A 25472-nucleotide genomic window follows, 5' to 3' on the forward strand; every position below is an offset into this window, starting at 1 on the left:
CCTTTGGTGACTGCTTACTTACTTCGTCACTGTTGAACGACCTGGCCGGCTTGTAAACTCACCCTGGCGGGAGAGGATTGTTGCAACACAAAGGTAAACTCTGTACTGCTGTTGTGCTGTATAACGGTTTTCAGCTCACCGCTGACAGCGCTACTGAATAGCTGTGTGCCATCTTCATCAAAACTGGTATCCCAGCTTCCCGGTGACTCACTCAGCAATAGCTGACCGACATACAGAGATTTGGAGCTGCTTGCCTGAGCGAACAACAATAACTTACCGTTGCTTTCGATCCAGGCCTGGTTGATCAGCACGGCTTCACCGGATATTTGTTCAAACATCAGTACCCCACCAGTCGCAAAGCTGGTGTCCAGTGCGCCTGCACTGGTCACCCGAACGATAAAGTTCTTAGTGCCTGCATGACCAAAGACAATAAAGCCCTGGCTGGAATCCACCACTGAGCCCTTCATGGTGATGTCGTCACCCACACTCAGGCCGATGTCGAGTAACGCCAGGCCGTCGGTGCCAAAGCTGGTATCGGGGACGCCCGCTTCATTGGCTTTGGCTAACAGCAGTTGAGGTGCCGTTGGTCCCGGTTGACTTTGGCCAACACCAACCAGACTACTCCCTACAGTATGGATTATAGACACTTTATGTGCATTGGGGCTGCAACTGTAACCACTCGGAATGGGGTAATTAAAGTGAGTAGGTGAGCTTCCAGAGCTGGGGATGACAAAGGCCATACTGTGCACATAACAACTGGCTGTTGCCTGACCAAGGGCCAGAATATTTCCACTTGGCAGGGTTGTTAGCTGAGTTAGCTCTAATGCGGCAGACTCAGCTTGATACTCGCTGGCGATCAAGCTCAGTACACCGTTGTTGGCAAAGCCGCTATCCAGAGCTCCTAAGTTACTGAACTTATTCAGTGTTGCCATGGCTTGCTCATCCCCCGCTGATACCGATACGTTGCCAGAGGCACTAAGTAAAACTTCGCCTGCGCTGTTTTCCTTAATGGCACCCACGGTGGCGCTGGACATCGGTCCTAAAGTTGTAGCAGGCACAGTGGATACCAAGCCCAGATTGGCAAAGGTATTCGTCCGTTGGCCCACACTATCCAGTTTCAGTACGTACGGCACGGTTTGCGGTGTAGTTTGCCAGGTTGCTGCCTGGCCTCCGAGCAATAGATGTCCTAAGGAGGCGCTAAAGGTGGATACTTGTCCGGCGACAAAGGATTCGTCTCGACGGCCGACACTGACAGTGCGTTGACCAAAAGAGCCAAAGTTCGGGTTCAGCTCGGCTGCTGTGGTTATTTCACCAAGCCAGAGCTCTGATAGGTAGTTGTTACCCAGATAATTGAACTTCTGACCACTGAACAACAACCCACCCTGGGTTTCCAGGAAATCGAATATCTTGAGCCCGGTACCATGATACATACTGTAGCCATTGCTGCCAGGGAGCCAGTTGGTATCTACATCACCATTGAGGCCAACCTTGATTACCTGAACTGCCTGATCATTACTAAAGAAACTGCGCTGAATGGCCAGATAGTAAGTATCGCTATCCGCGGCGATCCCTATGCCGGTTGCATCATAACCAGAGATATCATTGTCTGCGTCTGTGGGGAGCTCACTGAGCTGATAGACGCGTTTACCTGTGCCAGCAAAGGCCGTGTCCAGCACGCCATCCATACTCAATTGCAGTAAGTACGCAGAGCGTTCTTCGCCAAATTCGTCCAGTGTTGTCAGCCCGGTAACCAACAGGGTGTTACTGTCTTTAATCTGCACATGACGGGCAGTGTCATTGAACTCGGTGCCGTCTGCGCCTTCGGGCACTGTGGTGATATTGATTTGTAGCAGACCGTTGTTCTGGAAGCTGCTATCCGGAGCCAGCGTGCTTTGTGTGAGGCGCATTAACATCACATCCTCACCCGTTTCAGTCGACGTGATCTCGCCGTACACTAGATAGTCCCCTGAAGGCAAAGTGACCATGCCTCGTGCATTCTTGGTGGGCGTTTCTGCCAGCGATTGGGTGGTGGTGACCTCGCCCTGAGCTGTGATCCTGGACAGCGTCACCGTGCCTGTTGTTGCGGTGCTGGTGGCTCTGATATTACTCACGACAGTGAGGGTTTCATTGTCTTCTAGCGCAATCGCAACGGGGGTAACAAAAACATTGCTGCCCAAAGGTAAGATCATATAGCCATTGTCATTGGCATAGCTGGTATCCAATGACCCATCGCTGAGCAGACGGAAGACGAGTAGCTGTTGTGAGCTTAAGAAATTGACGTAACCTGCCACATAAATACGCCCCTGTTCATCAACTGCTGCTATTTTTGCCCAGACATCTTGTGGAATGCTTTCAATTTCGATCCCGAAGCTACTTTGGAAGTTGCCTGCCTCAGCAAAACTGTTATCGGGGCGGCCATCACTGAGTTGCTTGCTGACATAAGCACGGTGGATATTGCGGCTGGCGGCGTCATTGAAATGACCAACAGCGCCGACGCTGATCAGTTTGCCATCGCTAAGCAGAATGGTTTGGCCGGGGCTGTGGAATTCCAGGCTGGCATTCAGCGCCACCGTTAAGCTACCGTCATTACCAAATGTACTTCGCTTAGTGGCAATATAGCTCGGCGCAGCTTGTGTGACAGAGATAGTGATCTCGCTTTGTGCACAAAGCTGAGGTGTACCAGAGTCACAGACTGTCACGGTCAGGGTATAGATTTGCTCTCCATTGCTGGCCAGCAGCTCGGCATCGGCAACAGTGACTTTACCATCTGCATCGACCGAGAAAATTGTCGCGTTGTTACCCGACAGCTGATAAGTGAGGGAGTCGCCATCTGGATCGGAGGCACTGATCTGCAACACAAGCGTTCCATTGCTGATATCCGTCTCGATTTCTGCCGAACCAGGCTCTACAGTGGGCGTGTAGTTTTTGTCGTTAACGGTGATGGTGACCGTCGCGACGTTGGAAATTTCGGCCAGGTCGTTGCTCACCACGTAACCAAAACTATCGTTGCCGACGAAGTTAAACTGGGGAACGTAAAGGGCTATGCCAGAGGTTGAATCTATCGAGACACTGCCGTGGGACGGTTCAACAACAACCATTACGCTATTGACCAGTAGATCACGTCCTTTGGCCTGATCATTGTTCAGCACGGAGATGGCTACACTCTCATTTTTATCGACTTGTGCACTGTCATCGACGGCCACCGGGGTTGTATTCGGCGCTGTGATAGTAACAGTCACTGTGGCTGTGTTGGAGACTGCTCCCTGGTTGTCTTGCACTCGATAGGTGAAGCTGTCCTCTCCCTCCGACGTGCCAGTATGAAAATAGGTGATCTCCCCGCTGCTGCTTACTTCTGTGGTGCCCATTTGCGCACCTTGTACTATCTCGACGGTGCCGGTTTGCAGGGTGCCATCGGCATCACTGTCATTATCCAACACTGTGATAGTGACAGACTGGTCGACTTCGACAGAGGCGCTGTCATTCATCGCAACCGGTGGCTGATTAAGTGGCTCAACCGTAATAGTGACTGTCGCGGTATTGGAAAGGCTGCCTTCATTGTCTTGCACTTGGTAGGTAAAAGAGTCACTGCCTGAGAAGCCGCTCTGCGGCGTATAGATAAAGCCGCTCAGCTCCACGGTATCCAACGTCACGCTGCCGTTAGTGGGGGCGGTGATCACGGTGAGGCTATTGTAGTTCAGGCTACCGTCACTGTCGCTGTCATTGGCCAGTACATCTATGGCAACCGCCACCTCCTGGGTCGTGGTGGCGCTGTCATTCACGGCAACCGGTGGCTGATTAAGTGGTTCAACCGTAATGGTGACGGTTGCGGTGTTGGAAAGACCGCCTTCATTATCTTGTACCTGATACGTAAAAGAATCACTGCCTGAGAAGCCGCTTTGCGGGGTATAGATAAATCCGCTCAGCTCCACGGTATCCAGTGTCACGTTGCCGTTTGTTGGGGCGGTGACCACAGTGAGGCTGTTGTAGTTCAGGCTGCCGTCACTGTCGCTGTCATTGGCCAGTACATCTATGGTAACCGCCACCTCCTGGGTCGTGGTGGCGCTGTCATTCACGGCAACCGGTGGCAGGTTGTCACCTGTTACTTCGATAAAGACATTGGCGACGTTGGACGTTGCCCCTCTGTCATCCTGAATTTGGTAGGTAAAGCTATCGCTACCCCGGTAGCCCGATTCACTCTGATAGATGAAATGGGTGCGGTCATTACTCAGGCTTACGTCACCATGACTGGGCCCTTCGATAAGCACCAGGCTGGTTGGATCCAGACTGCCATCTATATCCTGATCATTGGCTGCCACAAAAATGCTGACTGGTTGCCCTTGTGCGACTTCAACACTGTCGTCGTTGGCCAAAGGCGCGTCATTAACTTCGCTGACTTCAATCAGCACAAAAGCCTGCACACTGGCTGCGCCATCATCAATCTGATAGACGAAATAGTCTTGCCCATAACTATTTTGCTGCGGGGTATAGCGGAAACTCCCTGTGTCACTGAGCTCCAGTGTGCCCATTAAGGGTTGCTCTATGATCGATAAGGTCAGTGTATCTTCATCTGCATCACTGTCATTTTCCAGTACACCAGGGAGGTCAACAAACAGCTGTTCATCTTCGTTAGTCTGATAACTGTCATTGACTGCGACGGGCGGGAAATTACTGACTTCGGTCTCTACAAGCAGGGTGATAGTGGCCGTGTGTGAGCCACCATTGCCATCTTCCACCCGGTATTCAAAGCTGTCTGTGCCGATAAAATCAGAGTTGGGTTGATAGTTAAAGCTCCCATCTGCATTGAGTGTCAGGGTGCCATTTTGTACATCGGTGACGGGCGTGGTGTTCACTGTGAGTGCATCGCCATCGAAGTCTATGTCATTGACCAGCAACCCGGCGCCACTGACGGTGAGTTCGCTGTTTTGTGCCAGCGCGTAGTGATTGTCAAAGGCGATCGGATCCTGATTAACGCGCTCAATGAGTAAAGTGACTTCGGCCTCAGCAGTGACGCCCTGGCTATTGACGATACGATAGCGAAATCCATCGGTGCCAAAAAAGCTCTCTCGGGGTTCATAAGTAAAACGGCCATCGGCAAATAGAGTCAGTGTCCCGTTTTGTGGATCGCGTACTGCTGTGGTGACCAAGGTCAGTGGTTCGAGACCATTGGCATTGTCGTTGTTCAGCAGGTTGCCCGAGAGTGACGCGAACTGAACACCACTAAAGCTGTCCGCAACGGCGACGGGCGTGATCAGGTTGGAGGCTGCCAGCATACGCGACTCGCTGAAGGCACTTTCTCCGCTGCCATCAATGCCGGTGATGCGGGTGTAATAGTGTTTTTGTGGATCTAATCCGCTGAAGGTGTGTGTTGAATCGGTTAAGGCAATGACCCGCTGACCACCTGGCAAGGTGGTAATGTTGCGCACATCATCAATGGGTGATTCAGCCAGGTACGCGTTGTAGCGCAAGAAACTGGGCAGTGGTTGCCAGTCCAGTGCCGCACTTCCTTCACTGCGTGGCGTGCTGTTAAACGCGATACTGCGTGGTAACCAGCTAATTTGTTGGGTGGCCACTGTGGTGAGATTGCCGCCATTGTCTTCTACCCAGACTTGTAATTGCAGGCTACCGGGTTGCTGCGCAAAATTAGCCGGGTTAATGCCAGTTTCGGTAAAGGCAAATGGATCGCTGCAATTACCATCGCATAAAACCTGCGCTTGCTCTGCACTATCAAAGCCGAGCAGCACCCGGCTTACGCCTTCCGGATCGGTGATGGCATCCAGAGAAACAGTAAGGTTACCCCGGTAGGTAGTCTGTGTAACGGGGAATAGAACGTTGCCTGTTCCGTTGACGAATTGTGTATTGACCACCTGACGCGCGGCGAGGTTACGGTTCGCGAATTTGGGCTGATAGTCAAAAGGGATCAAACTGACCTGGCCTGATGGTGCATCTGGCTGGTCGGCGCTGTTATCCTGGACAGGCGGTTCAGTGGTAGTATTTTGCTTAGGTGTTGTGCTTGTGGTGTCGTCACCATCGCCTGAGCAACCCGTTAAAAGCCCGGTACAAAACAGTGTCAGAATGCCCAGTTGGTGTAATTGCGAGCGCTTCATCCCCCATCCCCCTTAAGGTTGACTCAAAATAAACAAGCCAGAAGCGGTGACACTCGGCTCATCAATTTCGTTCAAATTAAAATTGCCACGTAGCTTGTTGAGCTCATCGCTGAACTGAGTCTCGATAGTGCCTTCTGCCAGATTTTGCCCATGTGAGGCGAAATTGACGCCCAGCGTCATGCCACTGGCGTCGATCAGGCCATTAAAGGCGGCAAACCATTCACCCTGCTGGTCGTTAAACGACAAAACGCCTTGTGGCACTGTGCCGCTGTCGAAATCGACGCTGATCTGCATTTGAATGTTGCTGACTGCGCCGCCAGTTGAGCTAAACTCGGCGCGCTCAAGCGCAGTGTAAAGCGCGGTTCCGGTACGCTCAGCCAGTAAATCTTCAAGGGGGTCGATCCCCACTGTGTCGAGGTTTTCTTCCGTAATAAAGCTGTTATCTGAGATGTCCCGACCAACATCTGGCAAGGCGGCTTCAAAAGCCTCCTGAGCCGCAGGCGGGGTGGCGACCGGGGCTTGTGCTATGGTCAGTGTTGTCGCCTCAGCTGGAGCGTCATCTAGTTCCGCACTGGTATCCTCAGTGTTGCCGTCATCGTTTTGCTCATCTGTATCGCTACCGCTGGCAGCGCCCTGACTGGCTGGTGTGAGTCGGGTAAGTTGTGATGGTGGTGCGAGTAGAGGGGTTACTTCACCACTTTGACTGACACTGGCAAAGGAAAAGTTACCTTCCTGCCCGAGCAACAGCGGCTCCTCGTTGACACTGACTTCAATGGTGCCGTCCCACACGGCCAGCAGCAGTGCATCTCCTTGCCATTCAACTTCATAATGCGTACCCCGGATCCCGATACTGCCGACTGGGGTGCGGAGCTGATAATTGTCTTTGTTGCCTTTGATTTTGCCTGTAATGGTGCGCAGTCCGCCCGTTACTAATTCCATCACAACTGAGCCGTCTTCTTCAGAAGACCCGCTATATTCATTGATGATCAGTTGGGTGTTTTCCTTTAAGGCGATTAAAGCCCCATCCTGCATACGCAGCTGAGCATTGCTTTGCTGTCCGGTATTCACCACATCCACATCAAAGACCGGACTGCGCCGTTTCAGTGTGCGTTGCTCGGCGCTGTCACTGGCTGTCGCCACGACCTGGCCACGAGACATCAGGGTTTTGCCTGCTGGAGCAGCCTGGCTGATGGGTGCAAAGAGTAACCCGGATAATAAGAGGGTCAGGTGCGTGCTGTGTCTGAGTGGCTGCCAGCGGATGCGAGAATTAGAAATCATAATGTACTCCTAAGGACCATTCAGTACGATCATAACTGTACAGTTGCAGTGAGCTGTCTTTGTCGTAGTAAGCCAGCTTGGTTTCCAGGCTCCAGTCCGGGGTTATCTGGTAGTGCCAGCCCAGGTGTGCGATGTGGAGTGTTTCGTCCCGTACTTGCAAAAAGAAAGGGTGCGCTGCACGGTGTTCAATATCTCGATATTGCACTTTGGCATTAAGCCGGTGGGCGTCATTGAGTCGATACACCACAGAGGCGCTAAAATGGCTGTAGTCGCGCGCAAAATGCTCGCCTTCAGGGGTTCTTGCTGGTTGCCAGGTGTACCCTGCGCTCAGGCGTAACAGCCAGTTACGGGTTGCCCGGCTGAGCGCCAGCCCGGAGGTATACAAGCGACTGTCGAGCGAGCTGTCCCGGACATTATTCAGATTAAACGCGCTCATGTTCACAGTCGCTGCCCAGTGTTCATTGATGGCGTATCTCAGCGCACTAAAGACGCCGGCATCTTGCTGATAGGTTTCAGAGTCCAGTGACATCACGCCCAGCTGGGCACCCAGGTGAAGTTGAAAGGCCGCAATGTCCTGTATATAGCTGAGGTTAGCGCTGAGCTGAGTTCGGTCGAATTGATCACTGTCCTGGTGGCGTTGATCTGATATCTGCAGATTGGCTCGCCATGCCTGGTGTTGGGTTTGTTGCCAGCGGCCATCAAAGCGATAACTGGCGCGGGCGAATGAATCCGACGCTTCGCGGCTAGTTTCATCGAGCAAAATGGGCAGGCCGCCAATTACTATGCGGTCATCTGTGGTGCCACTGTTGACGTTGCTGTCGTGGCCCAGCGCCAATGAAACCCGGTGTTTTAGCTCCTGTTTCAGGCTGGCGAGATTGCCTTCAATGGCCTCCAGCGCACGTGTTACCCGTTGTCTGAACTCATCACTCAGTGGCGTGTTCAGGAGCGAATTGAGTGTCGTGGCGGCTTGCGAGTAGTTCTTTTGCTTGTTGTAAGTCAGGCCAAGCAGGTACAGGCTGGGCTGGTGGTTGGGTTTGGCCGCAAGCACACGCTCAAGGGCAAACACAGCCTCGTTGTAATGGCCTGTTTCGAGTGCGGCCCTGGCGTAGAGAAAATCAAAGGCGGGCTCGCCTGCGGCAGTGTCGAACTGTGCCAGCGCTAATGCATAAGCCTGTTCATATTGTCCCTGTTCAAGTGCTGACTGGAGTTTTGTGAGCGGTGTGGTTGCGGCCAGCGCTGCACTCGTGTGCAGTCCAACCAGCATAACGACCGGAATAAACGCGCGATGAAGTAATAGCTGCATAACAGATCACCCAAGGTTCGATTATTCTCTGGTACTGCCAGTCAACTTTGTTTGTAAGCATTATTTCATACCCAGGCATGGTGTGCCGGTGCGCATTAAACGGCGGACTGATGCATACACCGCCAACACGCCAGGGTGTCACTGATAACGACCTAACAGGTTAATCTCTATCAGTTTTAAGTCAACGGACCAAGAGAGCGTGATTAAATTATAGACAGTGCTTTCAATAATTCACTCTGAGTTACGGGTACAAGGCATGATTGCTTCATGAAGCGGGTTATTTGGGGATGGGATTGATGCCTTGGTCCTGGTCGATCTGAGGATATTGCGAAAGCAAATGCTGATAGGTGCCGTCCTGGATGATGTCGCTGAGGCCCTGATTGAACAGGTTGATAAGTTTGCGGGACCTGGGGTGTGTTTTGCTGATACCAATATGGAGTGGCCATGATGCGATGACCTGAGCATGTAAGGTGAATATGTCTCGCTGAAAATGATGGGTGATTGCATAGGCCGCGGCAAACCTATCTGCCACTACGCCGTCGACCCGGCCCCGTGCTAGCTGTCGCAGGCATTCGCTCAAATGTAGCTGGCTGATGACGCTGATATTGGGATATCCGCTCACCAGGTTTTGATAAGCAAAACCCCGGATCATGCACACGCGTTTGCCGTTCAGAGAGCTTAATCCAGAAAAAGACAAGGTGTTTGCAGAGAGGGAAATAAAAATGAGCTCATTGTGCAAATAGGCGGTACTAAAGAGGAACTGCTGTGCACGTGCCTGGGTATGCCACAGTGCCGGGATCACATCGACCTCTCCGTTTTGTGCCAGGCGCATTGCCCGACTAAATGGCGCGACTTCAAGCGCAAAGGTTTCACCGCTGCGGGCAAAGGCTGCGGCAACAATATCATAGCTGAGGCCGCGATCATCGTCCTGTATGTAAGGTGGCCACACGCTATGACTGCCTAGCAGAATGGGTTTCGCTAGCAAAGGAAAAGCACATGTCAGGCACCAGACAAACGCCATTAGCACGAAATTGCGCACACCAGCCCCCTTATTTTCTCACTGTTTTGAGTGTAGTTTAAATCGCCTCGATTGGCAGCATGGCGCGAATGCTGTGGGGTAATTGTAATCTTCTGTTTGGTATATGCTAAACAATGTATATTTCATCCAACCTGTCATGCCGGTGTCACAATGCGCGTTTTATAGTGGCTTACTGCCAACCAATAAAGACAACAACGTATGACAACTAAACAACGTGTATACTGGATATCTGTGATAGCGGGTGCAGGTTTGTGTCTGGATCAGCTCAGTAAGTGGTTTGCAAGTTACTACTTAAATGGCTGGCAGATGGCCAGCTATTGGCATGACCTGGTGCGCCTTGGCTATCGGGAAAACAGCGGTGTGTTTTTGAGTTTAGGCAGCGAGCTACCAGCGCCACTGCGCAGTGTGTTGTTCATTGGGGTGATTGGTTTGCTGCTGGTGGCGATATTGCTATACACATTAAAAAGTGAGGATCTAAATCGCAATCAGATCATTGGCTTGTCTTTGGTGTTGTCTGGCGGCGTGAGTAACCTGATTGACCGGGTGCTGAACAATGGTGCGGTAATCGATTTTCTCAATTTGGGGATCGGTGAGCTGCGAACGGGGGTGTTTAATATTGCTGACGTGGCGATTATGTGCGGTGCGGTGATGTTGATACTCTGTACGACACACAATCAAAACGTTGCTGTGCAAAAAACCTGAGTAAAAGTGATGCTGCCAGGAGTCGTTTAATTTAGCTGGCAGGCAGCTCGGACGGTTTGCTGAGTAAATAGGCCATGACCATCAGCTCTGTTAGCGCGACGCCGACCAGTACAAACCAGGGCGCGGTGGTCATGCACAAGATCACAAAGCCAAATAACATCCCTAAACCCGCGCCCCACTTACCTTTGACTGGCACAACTTGATGGGATTGCCAGGCAGCCAGCGTGGGACCAAATTTGGGATGAGCCAGCAGCCAGTTGGCTAATTTGGGGTTAGAGCGGGTAAAGCAAGCCAGTGCCAGAATAAAAAAAATGGTGGTTGGCATCACGGGCAGCGCCATGCCAATAAAACCCAGCGCCACACATAAGATCCCGGCAAGGTGTAACCAGAAGCAACGGTTAAATAGTTTTTGTGCATGTTTTTTCATCGCAGTCCTTCCCGGTATTATCCCGTGTGTTTACTATCGGTGTTGACTTACTTTGTTCATTATAGCTAAAAACGTACCGACGAGTAGGCTGTGTAATTCTTTTGTAAGAACCCCTCCCCACAGATTGAGATCGACTAAGCTTATGTGCAGGTTTAGGCATCATAGGCAGAACAAACATGGCTCAGGTTCAGATCGACTTGGAACGACTTAAGCGTAATTTGTTTTCACTTGCCCAGTTTGGCCTGAATGAATCCGACAAAGGGATTTATCGGCCGGGATTTAGCGACGTTGACAGCGCGGCCCGGCGCTGGCTCATGGACATGGCAAAAGCCCAAGGGTTCGAGGCCGATCTCGATGGGGCGGGTAACGTGATAATCAAATATTATCCCAACGAGCAAAGTTATCATCAGCCTGCTGTACTGATAGGCTCACATTTAGACAGCGTGCCTGCCGGCGGGATGTTCGACGGCAGCTTAGGGGTGATTGCAGGATATGAGTGTCTTTGTGTGCTGCAAGAAACACCCAGTGAGCTGACCAAGCCGATATGGTTAATTGCCACGAGTGAAGAAGAAGGCCGCTTTGGCGGCATGTTTGGTGTCCAGGCATTAACAGGTAATTTGACCCCGCATCAGATCTTAACCAGTCATGATGCGGATGGAGTGATGTTGAGCGATGCGATGCTGGCCCAGGGGTTGGAGCCTATGGCAGCACTGGAAGCAAAACTGACCCCCAGTAAAGTGTTTTGTTTCTTAGAGTTGCATATAGAACAAGGCCCGGTTCTGGATCAAACTGGTGTGCAAATAGGAGTCGTCGAGGGCATTTCCGGGGTGTTTAAGTGGATCGTCAAATTGATAGGTAAGGCTGATCATGCGGGGACCGCACCAATGGAAATGCGCAGTGATGCATTTATGGGCTTGGCCGATTTTGCGTACCAGATCAACCGTATTATCGCTGAAGATGGCACCGATAGTTCGCGGATCACGGTGGGTAAGGCGGAGTTGAAGCCTGGGTTTGCACATACCATTGCCGGTGAAGTGGATTTTACATTAGTTGTACGGGATATGAGTGAAGAGGTTATGGAGGCCCTGAGCGCAGCATGCCGTAAAGCATTGTCTGCGATTGCCAGAAAACACAAACTCATGTTTGAGTATGAGCAGGTGTCCTGGTTAACACCTGTACAGTGTACGCCCGCAATGGTGGCTTGCATTGAAGAGCAGGCGGCGCAACTTGGGCTGAATTATCGCTGTATGCCCAGTGGCGCAGGGCATGATACACAGTTTTTCACCGAGATCACTGAAGCGGGAATGATCTTCATTCCGTCTGTCAATGGTATCAGTCACGCGCCTGATGAGTGGAGTCATTGGCACGATATTGATGCGGGTACTCAGTTATTACTTGCCTGTGTGATGAGCAAAGCATCCGCCTGAACATTGTTAATGTTAGGTTGCAAATTGTGTTTTGGTCTGCCAAGGTATTACAAGAATTGTCGATATAAACGACAGAACGCGGAGCAGGCCCGTTGGCCTGTTCGCCTTTTGTCTGAGGGTTTTGACGTTATGAAGGTGCACCTTGGGTGGAGCATCCTCCTGTTGTTCAGCATGGGCAGTTATGCTGTACAGCTTGAACCGGTGGAGCAAGAAGTCACCGCGGGCTATTTTACTGTGCGTCTGGCGCAGCCCGCATCGCTCGATGAATCACTCAACTTGACTGTGAGCAAAGTAGGTCAGGCAGACAGCCATGTCTCCTTTTCGCTCGAAATGCCTGCGCAACAGGCCGTTACGCTCAGTGGTTTTGCACAAGGTGATTATCAACTCACGCTCAGTACACCGCACCGGGTGTTAAGTCACAGCAAAGTCCGGGTGCGCCACCACCCTCCTGTCCTGGCTTATGGTCTATTTGCCCTCGGTGCAGCATTGTTTGTATTGCTTGTTGGCTTTATCTGGCGTGCCAGCGCTCAGGTTGAGCAGGATGGCGCATGTTAGACCCGACTTTAGCGCTGGGACTGGCGTTCGGTTTTGCTTTGCTCTGGGTGAGTTTTGGCTGGTGGCTTGGCAGGCAGGTCAAAACACACGATGCGTTTGCGTTGGCCGGACGCAATGTGGGTTTTGCCTTTGCATGTGCTACTGCCATGGCAACCTGGGTAACCAGTAACACCACGTTGGTGGCCCCTCAGCTGACTTATCAGTTTGGGATTTGGGGTATGATAGGGTATGCCTGTGCGGCTTTTGGTCTGATCTTGTTTGCGCCCTTGAGTGCCAGGATCCGACAGCTGTTGCCCCATGGCTATACCAGTGGCGACTTTATGCGCCTGCGTTTTGGCCGCTTTAGCTGGATAGTTTTTCTGATTATTTCTTTAGTCTACGCGATGAGCTGGCTGGTTAGTTTGGGGATGGCAGGGGGGATCGTGCTGCAATCTTTGAGTGGCCTCAATTATCATCTGGGCATGAGCATCATTCTTGCGATGTGCGTTGTGTACACGCTCTTTGGTGGCTTAAAGGCCGTTATTGCCACCGATTTTATCCAGGCGGTGATCATCTTGTGTGGCGTTATCGGCATTGCGATATATACGCTCAGTCATGTCGGTCTGGAGCCCATACATGCCACCTTAAGTCAGCAACATCCGATGTTGCTGGACCTTCTTTTTCCTGCTGCCATGATGTTCTTATTTAACAACATCTTTTTTGGCTTGGGGGAAATTTTTCACAGTAATGTGTGGTGGTCCAGGGCTTTTGCTTTTCGCGCCAATGTGGCAAAGCGCGCTTATTTAAGTGCCGGGCTATTGTGGCTGCCAATTCCCATTGTGACCGGGTTTATCGCGCTGGCAGCCCCTGTGATCGGTGTTTATCCGGCCAGTGCCGACATGGTCGGGCCGTTAGTGGCCAGTCAGCTGCTGGGCTATGCAGGCTCGGTGGTGCTGTTTATTGTGGTGTTTGCGGCACTGGCATCTAGCCTGGACTCATTGTTGGCCGCGACGGCTGATTTGCTCAATCAGGATGTCTATTACCAGCTTATCAATCCTAAGGCGTCAGACGCGCAGCGTTTGAGGCGGGGTAAGCAGCTAATCTTGTTACTGGGGCTGTTAACCTGGCTGTTGTGTTTGCCTAAAGTGGCAACCCTGGGGGCGTTACTCAATTTTGCCGGCGCCTTTGTCGCCAGTACCATCTGGCCTATTTTATTTGGTTTGTATGTCAGGCGATTTCATCGTCATGGGGCCGGTGTGGCTATGCTGCTTGGCACACTATGCGGTTTGGTGGGTTACTTTTATATTGGTTTTTACGTAGCTGCCTTAATTGCGTGTGCGGTCTCTTTGGTGGTGTGCGTATTTGCCTGGTGGATGGCCAGAGAAGAATTTGTTTGGCAAGAGTTGGCTGCGGGAGGTGAAGATGATCGCCGGAATTAGTATGTTTTCTGTGTTGATCATTGGTGCGCTAGTGCTGAGTTGCCTGTGCCCTGTTGTACTTGTCGTGATGTTTATACTTGATTATAAGAAGAGGCAGTTATGGTAAGTACGCAACAGGTCGAGTTTGATCGTGCCCGTCCGGATGTTTATGGCAGTGCACATCCAAAAGCACTGTTAAAAGTCATAGAAGAGGATGGCGATTTACTTCACAGTTTGGAAAATCAGCATATTGTCAGCGTTGACCACCTTGAGAAGGACGTACTGATCCAGCTCTTTCGCCTGGCAGCTAAGTACGAGAGCAATCCTGCTCGGTATAATACGCCCTTGCAGGGCAAGATCCTGATCAGTGCTTTCTATGAGCCCAGCACCCGGACACGTTTGTCGTTTGAAAGTGCCTGGCACCGTTTAGGCGGTGATATTATGTCTATTACCGATCGTTCCTCGACCGGCATTGCGAAAGGTGAGTCACTGCAAGACGTTGCGGAAATGTTCAACAATTATGGTGATTGTGTGGTGCTGCGCGACACCGCTAACGACTCGGTGTCTGAAATGACGAGTAGCCTGCGTATTCCCATTATTAATGCGGGCAATGGGATCGACGAGCATCCTACTCAGGCGATGTCTGATCTGTATACTTTGTTCAAATGGCGGCCTTCCTTGCTACAGCCGCACAGTACTGATTTTAAACCCATTCGAATTGGCGTAATAGGGGTGCCAAGCCAGATGCGAACTGTACGTAGTTTGCTCAAAATGCTGGCGCATTTTCCTGATATTGTCGAGCAGGTGGTACTCATTTTTGATGACAGCATTACCCAACCATTTGATCCCGGGCAACTGGAGCAGCTAAGAGAAGCCGGCATTACTGTTACCGTCAGTCATGATTTAAATGCACAATTGCCCGAGCTGGATGTGGTCTATATCAATGCGATTGCCTGGGTTGGTGAAAGCTATGAAACCTATGGAAAAACCTTTGTGCTGAGTGAAGATTCTCCGCTTAAACCCGATGCCATTATTTTACATCCATTAGCGCGGGGAGAAGAGCTATGCACCAGCCTGGATGACACAGCACACAACTGGTATTTCAGTCAGGCCCGGGGCGCTGTGTTTGTTCGTCAGGCATTACTGACGTGTATGGTACAGCGGGCCAATACTGTCATAGATGTGGTTTAAGGAGGGGCTATGTGTGGTATTGCAGGTATATTTCAGCGTTCAGCAACACAATCAATCGACAATCAGTTACTGGTGAATATGGCCGCTATTCAGCATCACCGGGGACCAGACGGATTTGGCTACGCGCAGCAAAATGGGGTGGGGTTTAGTCATGCCCGGCTGTCGATTATTGATTTAAACGAGCGGCGTGGCCGACAGCCATTTATCACTCACGATGGCAACCTGATGCTGACCCATAATGGCGAGTTTTATGATTTTGCTCGGATCCGCGCGGAGTTAACGGCGCTGGGGGCGCGATTTAGTAGTAAAAGCGATTCCGAGATCGCGCTGCATTTATATCAGCGCGATGGCCTCGAAACCATGCTTAGCCAGTTACGCGGTGAGTTTGCATTTGCGCTGTATGATCAGGTGCAAGATACCTTACATTTGGTGCGTGATCGCTTTGGGATCAAGCCTTTATACTACACGCAAACAGAAGAAGCCGTGGTTTTTGGTTCTGAGCTCAAGGTGCTATTTGCACACCCACAGGTAACCAGGCAGTTTTCCAGTGAGGGATTGTATCATCAACTTATTCAGGTCATGGTCCCTGGCTCTACGGCGTTTGAGGGAGTGCATCAGGTAAAGCCGGGTCATGTTGTGAGCATTCGTCGTTCACAGCAGGGCCTGCAAATTTCAGAGCAATGCTACTGGGACGTGACTTTCCCCTATGCCAGCGAATATGAAACGCAGCCGGATGAGGCACACTACATTGCGGGCGTTCGCCGCCATTTACTAGAGGCGGTGCAGCTCAGGCTAACGGCTGATGTCCCGGTGGGCTGCTATCTGAGTGGCGGGATTGATTCGTGCGCGATACTCGGTCTGTCTTCTGCCGCCGCACAGTCACCGATCAAAGCGTTTACTATAGGTTTTGATAGCACGGATTATGACGAAACACCCATTGCCAGAGAGATGGCTGCCGCGACGCAGGCCGATCATCATATTATGACGTTATCAGGGGATGAGCTCTACGATCATTTTGAGCAAACTTTGTGGCACACGGAGCGGACTATTTACAATACCCTGGGCGTTGCCAAGTATCTGATGAGTAAAGATGTGAATGGGGCTGGGTATAAAGTTGTGATGACCGGAGAGGGGTCTGATGAGCTTTTTGCCGGGTACCCTGCTTTTCGCCAAGACCTATTTTTGTATGGCCTTGAGTCATTGTCACACGCTGAGCGTGAGCAGTGGCAGGCTATGCTGACTCAATCGAATCAGCTGTTTAAAGGCGCGATGCTGTCACGTACTGAGCATCATAATGATGCCTTGAACCAACTGATCGGGTTTACTCCAAGCTGCCTGCAACCCTGGTTGAGTTGTTGTGAGTTTGCAGATCAACTGGTGGCTGATACGCACCGAGCACAATTACGCGACTATGATGCCGGCCAGGCGATTGCTCAGCAGCTTAATCCGGCGCAGCTGGCCGAGCGTCATCCGTTGGATAAAGCACAGTACGTGTGGATAAAAACCATGCTGGAAGGGCAAATCCTGACTTGGGGAGGTGACAGAGTTGATATGGCTAATTCAATGGAAGCCCGTCCTGCCTTTTTAGATCATCATCTTGCCGAGTATGCATTTCGTATTCCGCCTCAGCTGCGGATCAAAGAGCGTAAAGAAAAATATGTGCTTCGCGAAGCCATGAGAGGGTTGTTGCCGGATGTACTCTATCGCCGGGAAAAGTTCGCCTTTATGGCGCCGCCGGCGCATACTGATGAGAAAAAATGGCAAGCCATGTGCCGATTGGCCGACAAGTATTTGTCTGCGCAAGCCATTAATGATGCGGGGTTGCTGGATCAGGAGGCGGTTGAGAAGGTGATGCGATTACATGAAGATCCTGCTACTGAGGTATCGCTCAAAGTACAACTGGATGCGGTGGTCAATCACTTGCTGGGAGTCCAGATATTACATCAGCACTTTGTGGCCACCGATGTACCTAAGCAAGCTGCCGAGCTGGCTATTCAGTACGGCTGGTTTGCTGATGATGAGCATTGCCCCGCGGAACTCAGAGCGTGAACCAGCATGACTATGGCAAAGCTAAGCCATCGCTAGCGCGATTTTAAAGGTAAAGCATGCTCTATTGGGCAGTTGCAGGAGAGTAAAAAGCCGGGTTTCCCCGGCTTTTTCAGTTTAGAAGTAATAACCAATATTGATATTAAAACGACGCTCCGTTTCATCGCTGTTACCCGCAATGGAGCCGCCCACAAACGGCTGATTCTTCGCAAGCACATAATCGATATAAGTAAAGAACGCACCCGCAGAGAGAGAAACACCGGTGACGTTCATCCAGGTGTCTTCGCTGTCGTCCGATTTATCGTAGATAATGCCGTAGTCATTGTAGAATTGCAGCCCTGTGATTGGGCCAAATTGTACCGGTAAGCTGTATGCGATATTGGCATTGCTCATCGTCGCCTCGGCAGCAATGGAATCGAAAAATGCATACGCGCCGACGGCCATACGTGTGGCAGGTGTATCGACATCGTATTCGTATTCACCGTGCTGTAATTGCAGGTTCCAGGGGCCATAGTTGCCGTTGAAGTGGATAGCCCAGGCCATGTAGTCACCGGCTCGTTCGGTCCCGTCGTGCAGGCCGCCGCTCAAACCAGATACGCCCAGCTCGGTGGTACCGCCTTTATGCTTGAAGTGATAGGCATAGCGGCCGGCAAAGGTGTTGTATTCGCCCAGTGGCTGGGTTGGGTCATCATAGATGCCATCGCCGGTTTTGCGAAAGCCAACAATGTCGTAGGAATAGCGATCGCTGCGGTCTTCAACGTAACCGTCGACACCGCCCAGTTCATCATTTTTGAAAAAGCCCAGATCCAGCTGCCAGTTGTCGGCAATTTTGCGTTTAAACAACACACCCATATCGTGGTCGTCTTCCAACCCAATATAATAAGTGGTGTTAAAAAAGTAATTGTGAGAATTATAAGGCCAGTTACCAAAGGGTACTTTGGTCATGCCCAGCTGAGCTTGCCAGTCTTTGGCAAAGTCATAATGTAAATAGGCATACTTAACGGCGGTCATGTAGTCGAAAAAGCGGATCTCGGCATTGAGGCCAAAACCGCCCACATTGCCGGAAAAGTTAAGCCGAAAAATATCGAAGTCAAAATCGCCGCCGCGATTTTTGTTGTCGTCATCATACGACGTGTGGCTGAGGTTAGTCCGTACAGCACCGCCTACTTTGATACTGGGCTTGGTGGGGTCGGCCTGGCGCGCTTTTTTATCGGCTTTGGCCTGAGCTTTTTCGCGTGCCTGTTCGCGTTCCATTTTATGCACTTTTTGCTGAAGCAGTTCAAGTTGCTTCTTTAACTGTGCCAGTTCATCTTCGCTGGCAATGGCGGGACCAGAAGACAACATCATAGCGCCGCACAGAGCCGTCATGAGTCGAGAGCGTTTTAGCATGGGAGAACACCCGTTTGTTTGAGTTAGTGAGAATAAAATATCTCTAAATAGCCTAGACTATTCGAGCTCAGGTTCCAAGAAATCCACTGTGAATGGCAGGAATTTTCCCTGATCCTTTGGATAGTTGCGCAACTATAAACTATATTTTTGAGCAATAACGTGAATTTGATCAGCAACGCTATGGTATGTGCGTTTTAGTGTGTTGGTACTGCCAGCCCATCCAGTGAGGAACCCACTCTATGACTATTTCGCAAAAGCTCAGACTGGCTTTTATCGTTGCCATCGTCTCGCCTATTTTAATTATCGCTGTGCTGATTGTGTCCCAGACACGGCAACTGGCGCTCGATAAATTTGTCGAGATGAGTGGTCGGGAAGCCCTTCAGGTCGATAATGGAATAGGTATGTTCTTCGATGAAATTGCGAAGAATGTTGAGTTCCTGGCGACCAACCCCAAGCTCACCCGGGCACAAAGCGACGTGCAGGTTTATACCGGAAATAGCACCGCGACTGCGCTTAACTCCCGTGCTGGCAGCGAGACAGAGCAAGCCGTTTATGATTTGTTTGAACGCTTTGGAGATACCCATCCTGGGATTGCCTACATCTACTTTGGTAATACTGAAGGTGGTTATATTCAATGGCCCCAAGGTGAAGTGAGTGCAAACTATGATCCTCGTCCCAGGCCTTGGTATCGGAGCGGACAAGCGGCTAATGGCCAAACCGCAATGACTGATGCCTATTATTGGGCACCGGATGATATGGCGATTGTTTCAACGGTGCGCTCCGTCAGATCCAATGGTCGGGAGATTGGTGTCACGGGCATGGATGTCTCGTTACAGGGCCTGACTAAGATCATTCGGGAGGTCAAACTGGGTGAAACGGGCTATCTGATGCTGGTGGAAGACACGGATAAAATTCTGGTCGATGCCAAACACAGCGATTATCGGTTTAAAGATGTTAAGCAGGCCGAAAACGGTCTGTATAAAACCTTGGCCAGCAATCAGTCCGGGCTGTATGAAATCCAGATTGATGGTACTGACTACTTCGCCAGTATCTACACGTCGAAGAAGCTGGGCTGGAAGTTCATTGCCTTTGTGGAACAAAGTGAAGTGATGGCAGCGGCCAATGCCATGACCTGGACCCTGGTGATCCTGAGTGTGGTGCTGGTGGCGTTGTTTGTGGTACTGGCTAACTATATCGCGAATGTGTTATCTGGCCCGATTGTGGAGGTCAGTGATGGCCTGACCATCATCTCCCAGGGAGGCGGCGATCTGACGCAGCGTTTAGAGGTCGACAGCAAAGATGAAACCGGCAAATTGGCGGATAGCTTCAACAGCTTTCTTAATCTGATCGCGCAGCTGGTAACAGACATAAATACCTGTGCACAGCAGCTTAACCAAACGGCCGGCGCTACAGCTACGGAGTCGGAGGAATTAACCAGTTCAACTGCGCAGCAACAGCAAGCCCTGGAAATGGCGGCAACGGCCATTAATCAGATGGCGGCGACGGCCAACGAAGTGGCATCCAGCTGTGCAAATGCCGCAGAGCTGGCCACCCAAACTCAGCAGGCCTCAGAGTTGGGTCAGTCGGTGATGTCAGAAGCGGTAGATAGTGTGGTTGCGCTGTCAGACGTGATTAAGCGGGCAACGTCTGACATCAATCAGCTGGACAGTGAAAGTGAAAATATCATGTCCATTCTCAGTGTGATCCGTGGGATTGCTGAGCAAACGAACCTGCTGGCGCTGAATGCTGCCATTGAGGCTGCCCGGGCGGGGGAGCATGGTCGGGGGTTTGCAGTGGTTGCCGACGAGGTCCGGGCCTTGTCTCAGCGTACCTCAGAGTCAACTGAAGAAATCGCCTCACAGCTCGACAAGTTGAGAAAAATGACAGAAGGGGTGTCGCTGGATATGCGCAGCAGTTTGACCCGCACAGATAAAACAGTTGAGTTGACCGACTCTGCGCAAAGCCAGTTCAGCGAAATTACCCAGTCTATCCAAACCATCAGTGACCTGAATACGCAAATCGCCACCGCCGCGGAGGAGCAGCAGCACGTTGCAGAAGACATTAACCGTAATGTGATTGAAATAAAAAATGCGGCGGACAGCGTCAGCGATGTAGCCAATAACACCAGCGAAAATGGCGATAAAATGCAGCGATTATCTGAACAGCTGACCCGGCTGGTTGGCCAGTTTAAGGTCTAATGAGCGCGGGAGGTGATGAAGATCACTCATATTCGGTGGGTGCCTCTTACACCGTTCGGGCATTTTAGGTAAGGTAGTGCCAGTTTAGTTTAAAAATAGGTGTTATATGGAACTTTCTGCCTCAGTAAAATTGGCACGTACCGAGTCCGGCCTGGAGTATTTTGACGTTAACGGACCACAGTGTCAGGCTAAAATTTATCTGCAAGGTGCACAGATCACCGAGTTCATTCCAGCAGGTCAGAAAAACCTGTTGTGGGTATCCCAGGATGAAACCTACCTGGAAGGCCAGTCTATCCGTGGTGGTATACCCATTTGTTGGCCTTGGTTTGGCGTACATGCTAATCCAGACTGGCCGGCACATGGGTTTGCGCGTAAGCAGGTCTGGCGTGCAGAGCGTGTTGAAGAAGACGATACTGCAATTCGCATTGTATTGTCTTTGCCAATGACCTCTGTTGATCGCACTTTCTGGCCTTATGAGTCTAGTTTGACTGTCGAGTTTGTGCTGACCGATCAACTTGAAGTCAAACTCTGCAACACCAACACTGGCAGTGAAACGTTTACCCTGACTCAGGCGCTGCATACCTATTTCCCAACGCCTGCAATAGCACAAACCCGTGTGGATGGGTTACAAGGGGCAAACTTTATTGAGTTTGGCGAAGGGCCTTTTGTTCAGAACGAAGTGGTCACGTTTGCCCGCGAAACCGACATGGTTTACACCCAGGCACCTGAAGTACAGATCATCGACACGCCAGAGGGTAAAATTGCAGTAGGCCGCGAACACTCAAGCTCTTGTGTGTTATGGAACCCCTGGATAGACAAGTCCAAACGTCTGAGCAACTTCCGCGACGATGAATACCACACTATGCTGTGTCTGGAAGCGGCAAACGTCATGGATGACGCAGTGACACTGGCCCCGGGTGAATCCCACACCCTCATCACCAAAATCAGTTGGATTGAGTAAGACCGAAGCAACGCTTCGCAGCCATCGTGCAAAGTCGTGCTTTAGCGCGGCCTTTGCGCAAGGTGAAATGAGCCGTTTTAAAGATCCTGGCACTATTCACTTTGGTAACTGGGTGCCCTCCATATGGAAGTGTGCCCACTCGTAGCTGTACACCAAGCCATGTTTGCCTGGGTACCACTTTAGCACGCTGCACTGTTCACTGTTTTACATCCCGTCATCCCGTGCTTGACACGGGAACTACTTAGCCAATGAGCAGGTCGTTTCTCATCACGCTGTGCCAGCGGCATAGACACAACCGCCTGCCGGACGCTTTTCGTCTCAGTCAATTTCCCGTATTCTGAACGCAATAATAATCGGACAGGGAATACAATGGCAGTACTCATTGTGGATGATAATCCGGAGGTGCGCTTAAGCGCAGCGTTTTTGCTTGAAGATCATGGTTTTGAGGTGTTTGAAGCAGAACATCCAGAAGTGGCCAAGCAGTTTTTGAGTTGTAAGCAAATAGAGCTGATCCTGCTCGATATGAATTTTACCCGCGATACCACATCCGGGCAGGAAGGGCTGGCATTTTTGAGCTGGTTAAAGTCGTTGGATGGTGCACCGGCGGTGATTTGTTTGACCGGCTGGGGCAGTGTGGCACTGGCCGTGGAGGCGATGCGTCTGGGCGCCGCAGACTTTATCGAAAAGCCCTGGCAAAACCTGCAATTGCTGGATGCGATCCGAAAGCAAAGTAAGCTCAGCGCGCTACAAACACAGCAAAGTATGAGCGCAGATACTGAGGTGACATTACCCGCTTATACGTGGCGCTCAGAGGCCATGAAAACCTTGTTCAGGAAACTGGCGCGGATCGCTGCCACTGATGCCAGCGTATTGCTGTGTGGAGAAAGTGGATGTGGCAAAAGTTACCTGGTTGACGCGCTGCACAGTCAGTCGGCACGCCGCGGTGGCCCTTTGATCAGTGTGAATATGGGCGCCATTCCCGAGAGTCTGTTTGAAAGTGAAATGTTCGGGCACACCAAAGGGGCCTTCACCGATGCTAAATCACAGCGTAGCGGGCGTTTTGAACTGGCAGATGGCGGGACCCTGTTCCTTGATGAGGTTGCGACCATTCCGCTGACTCAGCAAGCCAAGTTACTTCGGGTGCTGGAAAGTGGAGAATATGAGCGGGTCGGAAGCAGTCGCACAGAGCGTGCTGACATTCGTCTGATCTGCGCCACCAATAGTGATCTGGAAAAAGACGTGGCAGCCGGGCATTTTCGCAGCGATTTATTTTATCGCATCAATACCTTTGCCTTTGAGCTTCCGCCGCTGCGTGCACGGCTGGATGACATAGTGCCACTGGCCAATTACCTGCTTGCGCACCATGCGGCACGTTACAATCTCAACACTAAGGCACTGGACAGTGAAGCACAGGCTGCATTACTGGCCTACCGCTGGCCCGGTAATATTCGTGAGCTCAGCCATGTGATGGAGCGGGCTTTACTACTTAGTGAAGGGGCGCAGATCGGTGCTGTGGACTGTCAGCTGCGCTTGTCCAGTCCTGAACCCGAGCCGCTGCATACTGAGGTAGCACAATCGTCGGGCAGGACGCTGGCGGAGGTCGAGAAAACCCTGATAGAACAGACCCTGGCACTGCATCAGGGGCAGGTCAGTAAAGCAGCCCGGGCGCTTGGGCTGACCAAGTCCTCTTTATATCGCCGACTGGATAAATACGGGTTGCGCAGTGAAAGCTAACTTCGAGCGCGCTCTGCATGTGCATCTGGCTTTACTGGGACTCGTCGTGGTGGCTCTGTTGTCATACTTATTATGGTTGCAGGCGTTGCCATGGTGGCAGGTTGTGCTCATAGCCGGTGGCGTGAGCGGGGTGTTGTGGCGTTTGCATACGCAGCGTCTGGCACAGCTGGAGAGTATTTTTTCGCGTGCACACTGGCAGCTTGAGGCCATGCAACAGGCGGATTTCAGTCAGCAGATCCGGCCCCACTTTCGCTCCGGGCAGGTGGCGGCATTTGAACAGCAGTTGATAGCGCTGGGCGAGCAGTTACATCATCAAAAGTCGCGTTATAATTCACAGATCTTTGTCATTTATCAGCTGATTGACAAGCTCAATACCCCGATCCTGGTTTTTACCGAAGAGTCACGGTTAAGCTATGCAAATCAGGCCTTTGAATCCTTGTATAGACAACCCTGGCAGCATTATAAGGGGGCAACGGCCTTGTCTCTGGGGCTGGAAGAAGCGCAGCAGGGCTGGCAGTTTGTCAGTCACACCCAGGGGGCTCGCTGGCAGCTGCACAGCAGCTATTTTTATGAGCAAGGCAAGCGTCACAGTTTACTGGTGGCGCTGGATATTACCAAAGCGCTGAGGCAAAAAGAGCTGGCTGCCTGGCAGCAATTGATCCGGGTGATCAGTCATGAAATACGTAACTCGCTGACCCCGGTCAGCTCATTGGCACAAAGCCTGGCGGAGCGTGCAACCTCAGCCAGAGAGCAGCAGGCCCTGTCGGTCATTGAGCAGCGTTGTCAGCATTTGCAGCACTTTGTGGCCCGTTATGGTGAGATCAGTAAAGTCATTGAACCTCAGCTTCAGCAGGTTCAGCTCCACCCGATGTTTGCGTCAGTGCAGGACTTATTTGCATCACAGCACCCGGCACAGCAAATAGCACTGGATTGCCAGGCGCATCAGTGTATTTGTGACCCGCAGTTACTTGAGCAGGTCCTGATCAACCTGGTTAAAAATGCCATCGAAGCCAATCAGACTGCCACACCAGCTGGCCACCAGGTGCTGATACGTAGCTATTATCTCAGCCCGGCGGTGGTGATCGAGGTGGCAGATGAAGGGGGCGGATTTGCCAATCTCGACAATGTCCTGACGCCATTTTATTCCACCAAGACAGAGGGGCAGGGCATTGGGCTGACCTTCAGTCAGCACGTGATTGAATGTCATGAGGGCCAGTTTGAGGTTCACAACGAGCAGCGAGGTGAGCAAGTGGGGGCGGTTATTAAGATGATACTTCCTAGTTGATAATAATTATCATTTGCGTATAATGACCCTCATACTGATCTTAACCTATGCTGCCGTCGTATTATCATGCCAGCAAACCCTGAGCCGGGAGTGGTCTATGTTGGTTTTAACCCCTTTAATCGTATTTATTGTCGCGGCTGCGTGCGTCAGCCAACTCAGGTTAGCGCGTTTAATGACGGCCAGGCTCAGAGGATTGCTTGCCTGGAGTAGTGCAGGCATTCTGGCACTGGCAAAAGTGTACGCCGGGCTGAGCTTTTCAGCAGCCTTTGCGGTGTTTATCGTTGCCGGTGGCATTTTGCATATGGTCAGTTCACTTGATCAGCACAGCGATGCCTGAGCTGGGCTGGATTAAAGTGTTTCAAAAGATAAATACCTACTGATTCTTAAGCACATTTTTTGTCATACTAAGCGCAACTTTGGATCACATCATCGAGGA

The 25472-nt window shown here is 51.3% G+C and carries 17 protein-coding genes; 11 read left to right on the forward strand and 6 right to left on the reverse strand.

Annotated features, from left to right (window positions below; all coding sequences use genetic code 11):
- Nucleotides 1-26: 26 nt before the first annotated feature.
- The 4 genes from PRUB_RS17625 to PRUB_RS17640 form a co-directional block, all read right to left on the reverse strand.
- Complete coding sequence (locus PRUB_RS17625) at nt 27-6104, reverse strand: Ig-like domain-containing protein (RefSeq protein WP_010384954.1); 6078 nt, start codon at nt 6102-6104, stop codon at nt 27-29.
- Nucleotides 6105-6116: 12 nt separating this feature from the next.
- Entirely contained in the window at nt 6117-7382 is a 1266-nt protein-coding gene (locus PRUB_RS17630) for a FecR family protein (protein ID WP_010384955.1), read from the reverse strand.
- The gene (locus PRUB_RS17635; protein WP_010384956.1) at nt 7372-8685 is read right to left on the reverse strand and encodes a tetratricopeptide repeat protein; all 1314 of its coding nucleotides are present in this window, start codon (nt 8683-8685) and stop codon (nt 7372-7374) included. The genes PRUB_RS17630 and PRUB_RS17635 overlap by 11 nt, the downstream gene beginning before the upstream one ends.
- A gap of 277 nt (nt 8686-8962) precedes the next feature.
- Nucleotides 8963-9724 (reverse strand): substrate-binding periplasmic protein, encoded by a 762-nt coding sequence (locus tag PRUB_RS17640; protein ID WP_155946237.1) that lies wholly within the window; start codon nt 9722-9724, stop codon nt 8963-8965.
- A gap of 198 nt (nt 9725-9922) precedes the next feature.
- Here PRUB_RS17640 and lspA point away from each other — a divergent pair, with 198 nt between their 5' ends.
- Nucleotides 9923-10426, forward strand: coding sequence for a signal peptidase II (gene lspA, locus PRUB_RS17645; RefSeq protein WP_010384959.1), 504 nt, complete (start codon nt 9923-9925; stop codon nt 10424-10426).
- Between the two features lie 31 nt (nt 10427-10457).
- Here lspA and PRUB_RS17650 read toward each other — a convergent pair whose 3' ends face one another.
- On the reverse strand, nt 10458-10853 hold the full coding sequence (locus PRUB_RS17650; protein ID WP_010384960.1) for a YbaN family protein: 396 nt from the start codon (nt 10851-10853) through the stop codon (nt 10458-10460).
- A gap of 176 nt (nt 10854-11029) precedes the next feature.
- On the opposite strand from PRUB_RS17650, the gene PRUB_RS17655 reads away from it, so the two are divergent.
- From PRUB_RS17655 to asnB, 5 genes are all read left to right on the forward strand, one after another.
- A complete protein-coding gene (locus tag PRUB_RS17655) occupies nt 11030-12280 on the forward strand; it encodes a Zn-dependent hydrolase (protein ID WP_010384961.1) in 1251 nt (416 codons plus the stop codon).
- A gap of 129 nt (nt 12281-12409) precedes the next feature.
- Nucleotides 12410-12835, forward strand: a complete 426-nt coding sequence (locus PRUB_RS17660; RefSeq protein WP_010384962.1) for a hypothetical protein — start codon at nt 12410-12412, stop codon at nt 12833-12835.
- Nucleotides 12829-14253, forward strand: coding sequence for a sodium:solute symporter family transporter (locus tag PRUB_RS17665; RefSeq protein ID WP_010384963.1), 1425 nt, complete (start codon nt 12829-12831; stop codon nt 14251-14253). Before PRUB_RS17660 ends, PRUB_RS17665 begins: the two co-directional genes overlap by 7 nt.
- A gap of 99 nt (nt 14254-14352) precedes the next feature.
- Nucleotides 14353-15423 (forward strand): aspartate/ornithine carbamoyltransferase family protein, encoded by a 1071-nt coding sequence (locus PRUB_RS17670; RefSeq protein WP_010384964.1) that lies wholly within the window; start codon nt 14353-14355, stop codon nt 15421-15423.
- A 9-nt stretch (nt 15424-15432) separates the two neighbouring features.
- On the forward strand, nt 15433-17472 hold the full coding sequence (gene asnB, locus PRUB_RS17675; RefSeq protein WP_010384965.1) for an asparagine synthase (glutamine-hydrolyzing): 2040 nt from the start codon (nt 15433-15435) through the stop codon (nt 17470-17472).
- Nucleotides 17473-17586: 114 nt separating this feature from the next.
- On the opposite strand, the gene PRUB_RS17680 is transcribed toward asnB, so the two are convergent.
- On the reverse strand, nt 17587-18858 hold the full coding sequence (locus PRUB_RS17680) for a porin (RefSeq protein ID WP_010384967.1): 1272 nt from the start codon (nt 18856-18858) through the stop codon (nt 17587-17589).
- 239 nt (nt 18859-19097) lie between these two features.
- On the opposite strand from PRUB_RS17680, the gene PRUB_RS17685 reads away from it, so the two are divergent.
- The 5 genes from PRUB_RS17685 (at nt 19098) to PRUB_RS17705 (ending at nt 25373) form a co-directional block, all read left to right on the forward strand.
- A complete protein-coding gene (locus PRUB_RS17685; RefSeq protein ID WP_010384969.1) occupies nt 19098-21056 on the forward strand; it encodes a methyl-accepting chemotaxis protein in 1959 nt (652 codons plus the stop codon).
- A gap of 106 nt (nt 21057-21162) precedes the next feature.
- The gene (locus tag PRUB_RS17690) at nt 21163-22017 is read left to right on the forward strand and encodes a D-hexose-6-phosphate mutarotase (RefSeq protein ID WP_010384970.1); all 855 of its coding nucleotides are present in this window, start codon (nt 21163-21165) and stop codon (nt 22015-22017) included.
- 369 nt (nt 22018-22386) lie between these two features.
- On the forward strand, nt 22387-23751 hold the full coding sequence (locus PRUB_RS17695; RefSeq protein WP_010384971.1) for a sigma-54-dependent transcriptional regulator: 1365 nt from the start codon (nt 22387-22389) through the stop codon (nt 23749-23751).
- Nucleotides 23741-25036, forward strand: coding sequence for a sensor histidine kinase (locus PRUB_RS17700; RefSeq protein ID WP_010384972.1), 1296 nt, complete (start codon nt 23741-23743; stop codon nt 25034-25036). Before PRUB_RS17695 ends, PRUB_RS17700 begins: the two co-directional genes overlap by 11 nt.
- 97 nt (nt 25037-25133) lie before the next feature.
- Nucleotides 25134-25373, forward strand: coding sequence for a hypothetical protein (locus PRUB_RS17705; RefSeq protein ID WP_010384974.1), 240 nt, complete (start codon nt 25134-25136; stop codon nt 25371-25373).
- Nucleotides 25374-25472 lie beyond the last annotated feature (99 nt).

The organism is Pseudoalteromonas rubra (assembly GCF_000238295.3).
GTDB lineage: Bacteria > Pseudomonadota > Gammaproteobacteria > Enterobacterales > Alteromonadaceae > Pseudoalteromonas > Pseudoalteromonas rubra.

Coding starts and splice junctions, on each gene's coding strand:
- PRUB_RS17625 (WP_010384954.1), bottom strand. CDS start 6,104: ATGAAGCGCTCGCAATTACACCAACTGGGCATTCTGACACTGTTTTGT.
- PRUB_RS17630 (WP_010384955.1), bottom strand. CDS start 7,382: ATGATTTCTAATTCTCGCATCCGCTGGCAGCCACTCAGACACAGCACG.
- PRUB_RS17635 (WP_010384956.1), bottom strand. CDS start 8,685: ATGCAGCTATTACTTCATCGCGCGTTTATTCCGGTCGTTATGCTGGTT.
- lspA (WP_010384959.1), top strand. CDS start 9,923: ATGACAACTAAACAACGTGTATACTGGATATCTGTGATAGCGGGTGCA.
- PRUB_RS17650 (WP_010384960.1), bottom strand. CDS start 10,853: ATGAAAAAACATGCACAAAAACTATTTAACCGTTGCTTCTGGTTACAC.
- PRUB_RS17655 (WP_010384961.1), top strand. CDS start 11,030: ATGGCTCAGGTTCAGATCGACTTGGAACGACTTAAGCGTAATTTGTTT.
- PRUB_RS17660 (WP_010384962.1), top strand. CDS start 12,410: ATGAAGGTGCACCTTGGGTGGAGCATCCTCCTGTTGTTCAGCATGGGC.
- PRUB_RS17665 (WP_010384963.1), top strand. CDS start 12,829: ATGTTAGACCCGACTTTAGCGCTGGGACTGGCGTTCGGTTTTGCTTTG.
- PRUB_RS17670 (WP_010384964.1), top strand. CDS start 14,353: ATGGTAAGTACGCAACAGGTCGAGTTTGATCGTGCCCGTCCGGATGTT.
- asnB (WP_010384965.1), top strand. CDS start 15,433: ATGTGTGGTATTGCAGGTATATTTCAGCGTTCAGCAACACAATCAATC.
- PRUB_RS17680 (WP_010384967.1), bottom strand. CDS start 18,858: ATGCTAAAACGCTCTCGACTCATGACGGCTCTGTGCGGCGCTATGATG.
- PRUB_RS17685 (WP_010384969.1), top strand. CDS start 19,098: ATGACTATTTCGCAAAAGCTCAGACTGGCTTTTATCGTTGCCATCGTC.
- PRUB_RS17690 (WP_010384970.1), top strand. CDS start 21,163: ATGGAACTTTCTGCCTCAGTAAAATTGGCACGTACCGAGTCCGGCCTG.
- PRUB_RS17695 (WP_010384971.1), top strand. CDS start 22,387: ATGGCAGTACTCATTGTGGATGATAATCCGGAGGTGCGCTTAAGCGCA.
- PRUB_RS17705 (WP_010384974.1), top strand. CDS start 25,134: ATGTTGGTTTTAACCCCTTTAATCGTATTTATTGTCGCGGCTGCGTGC.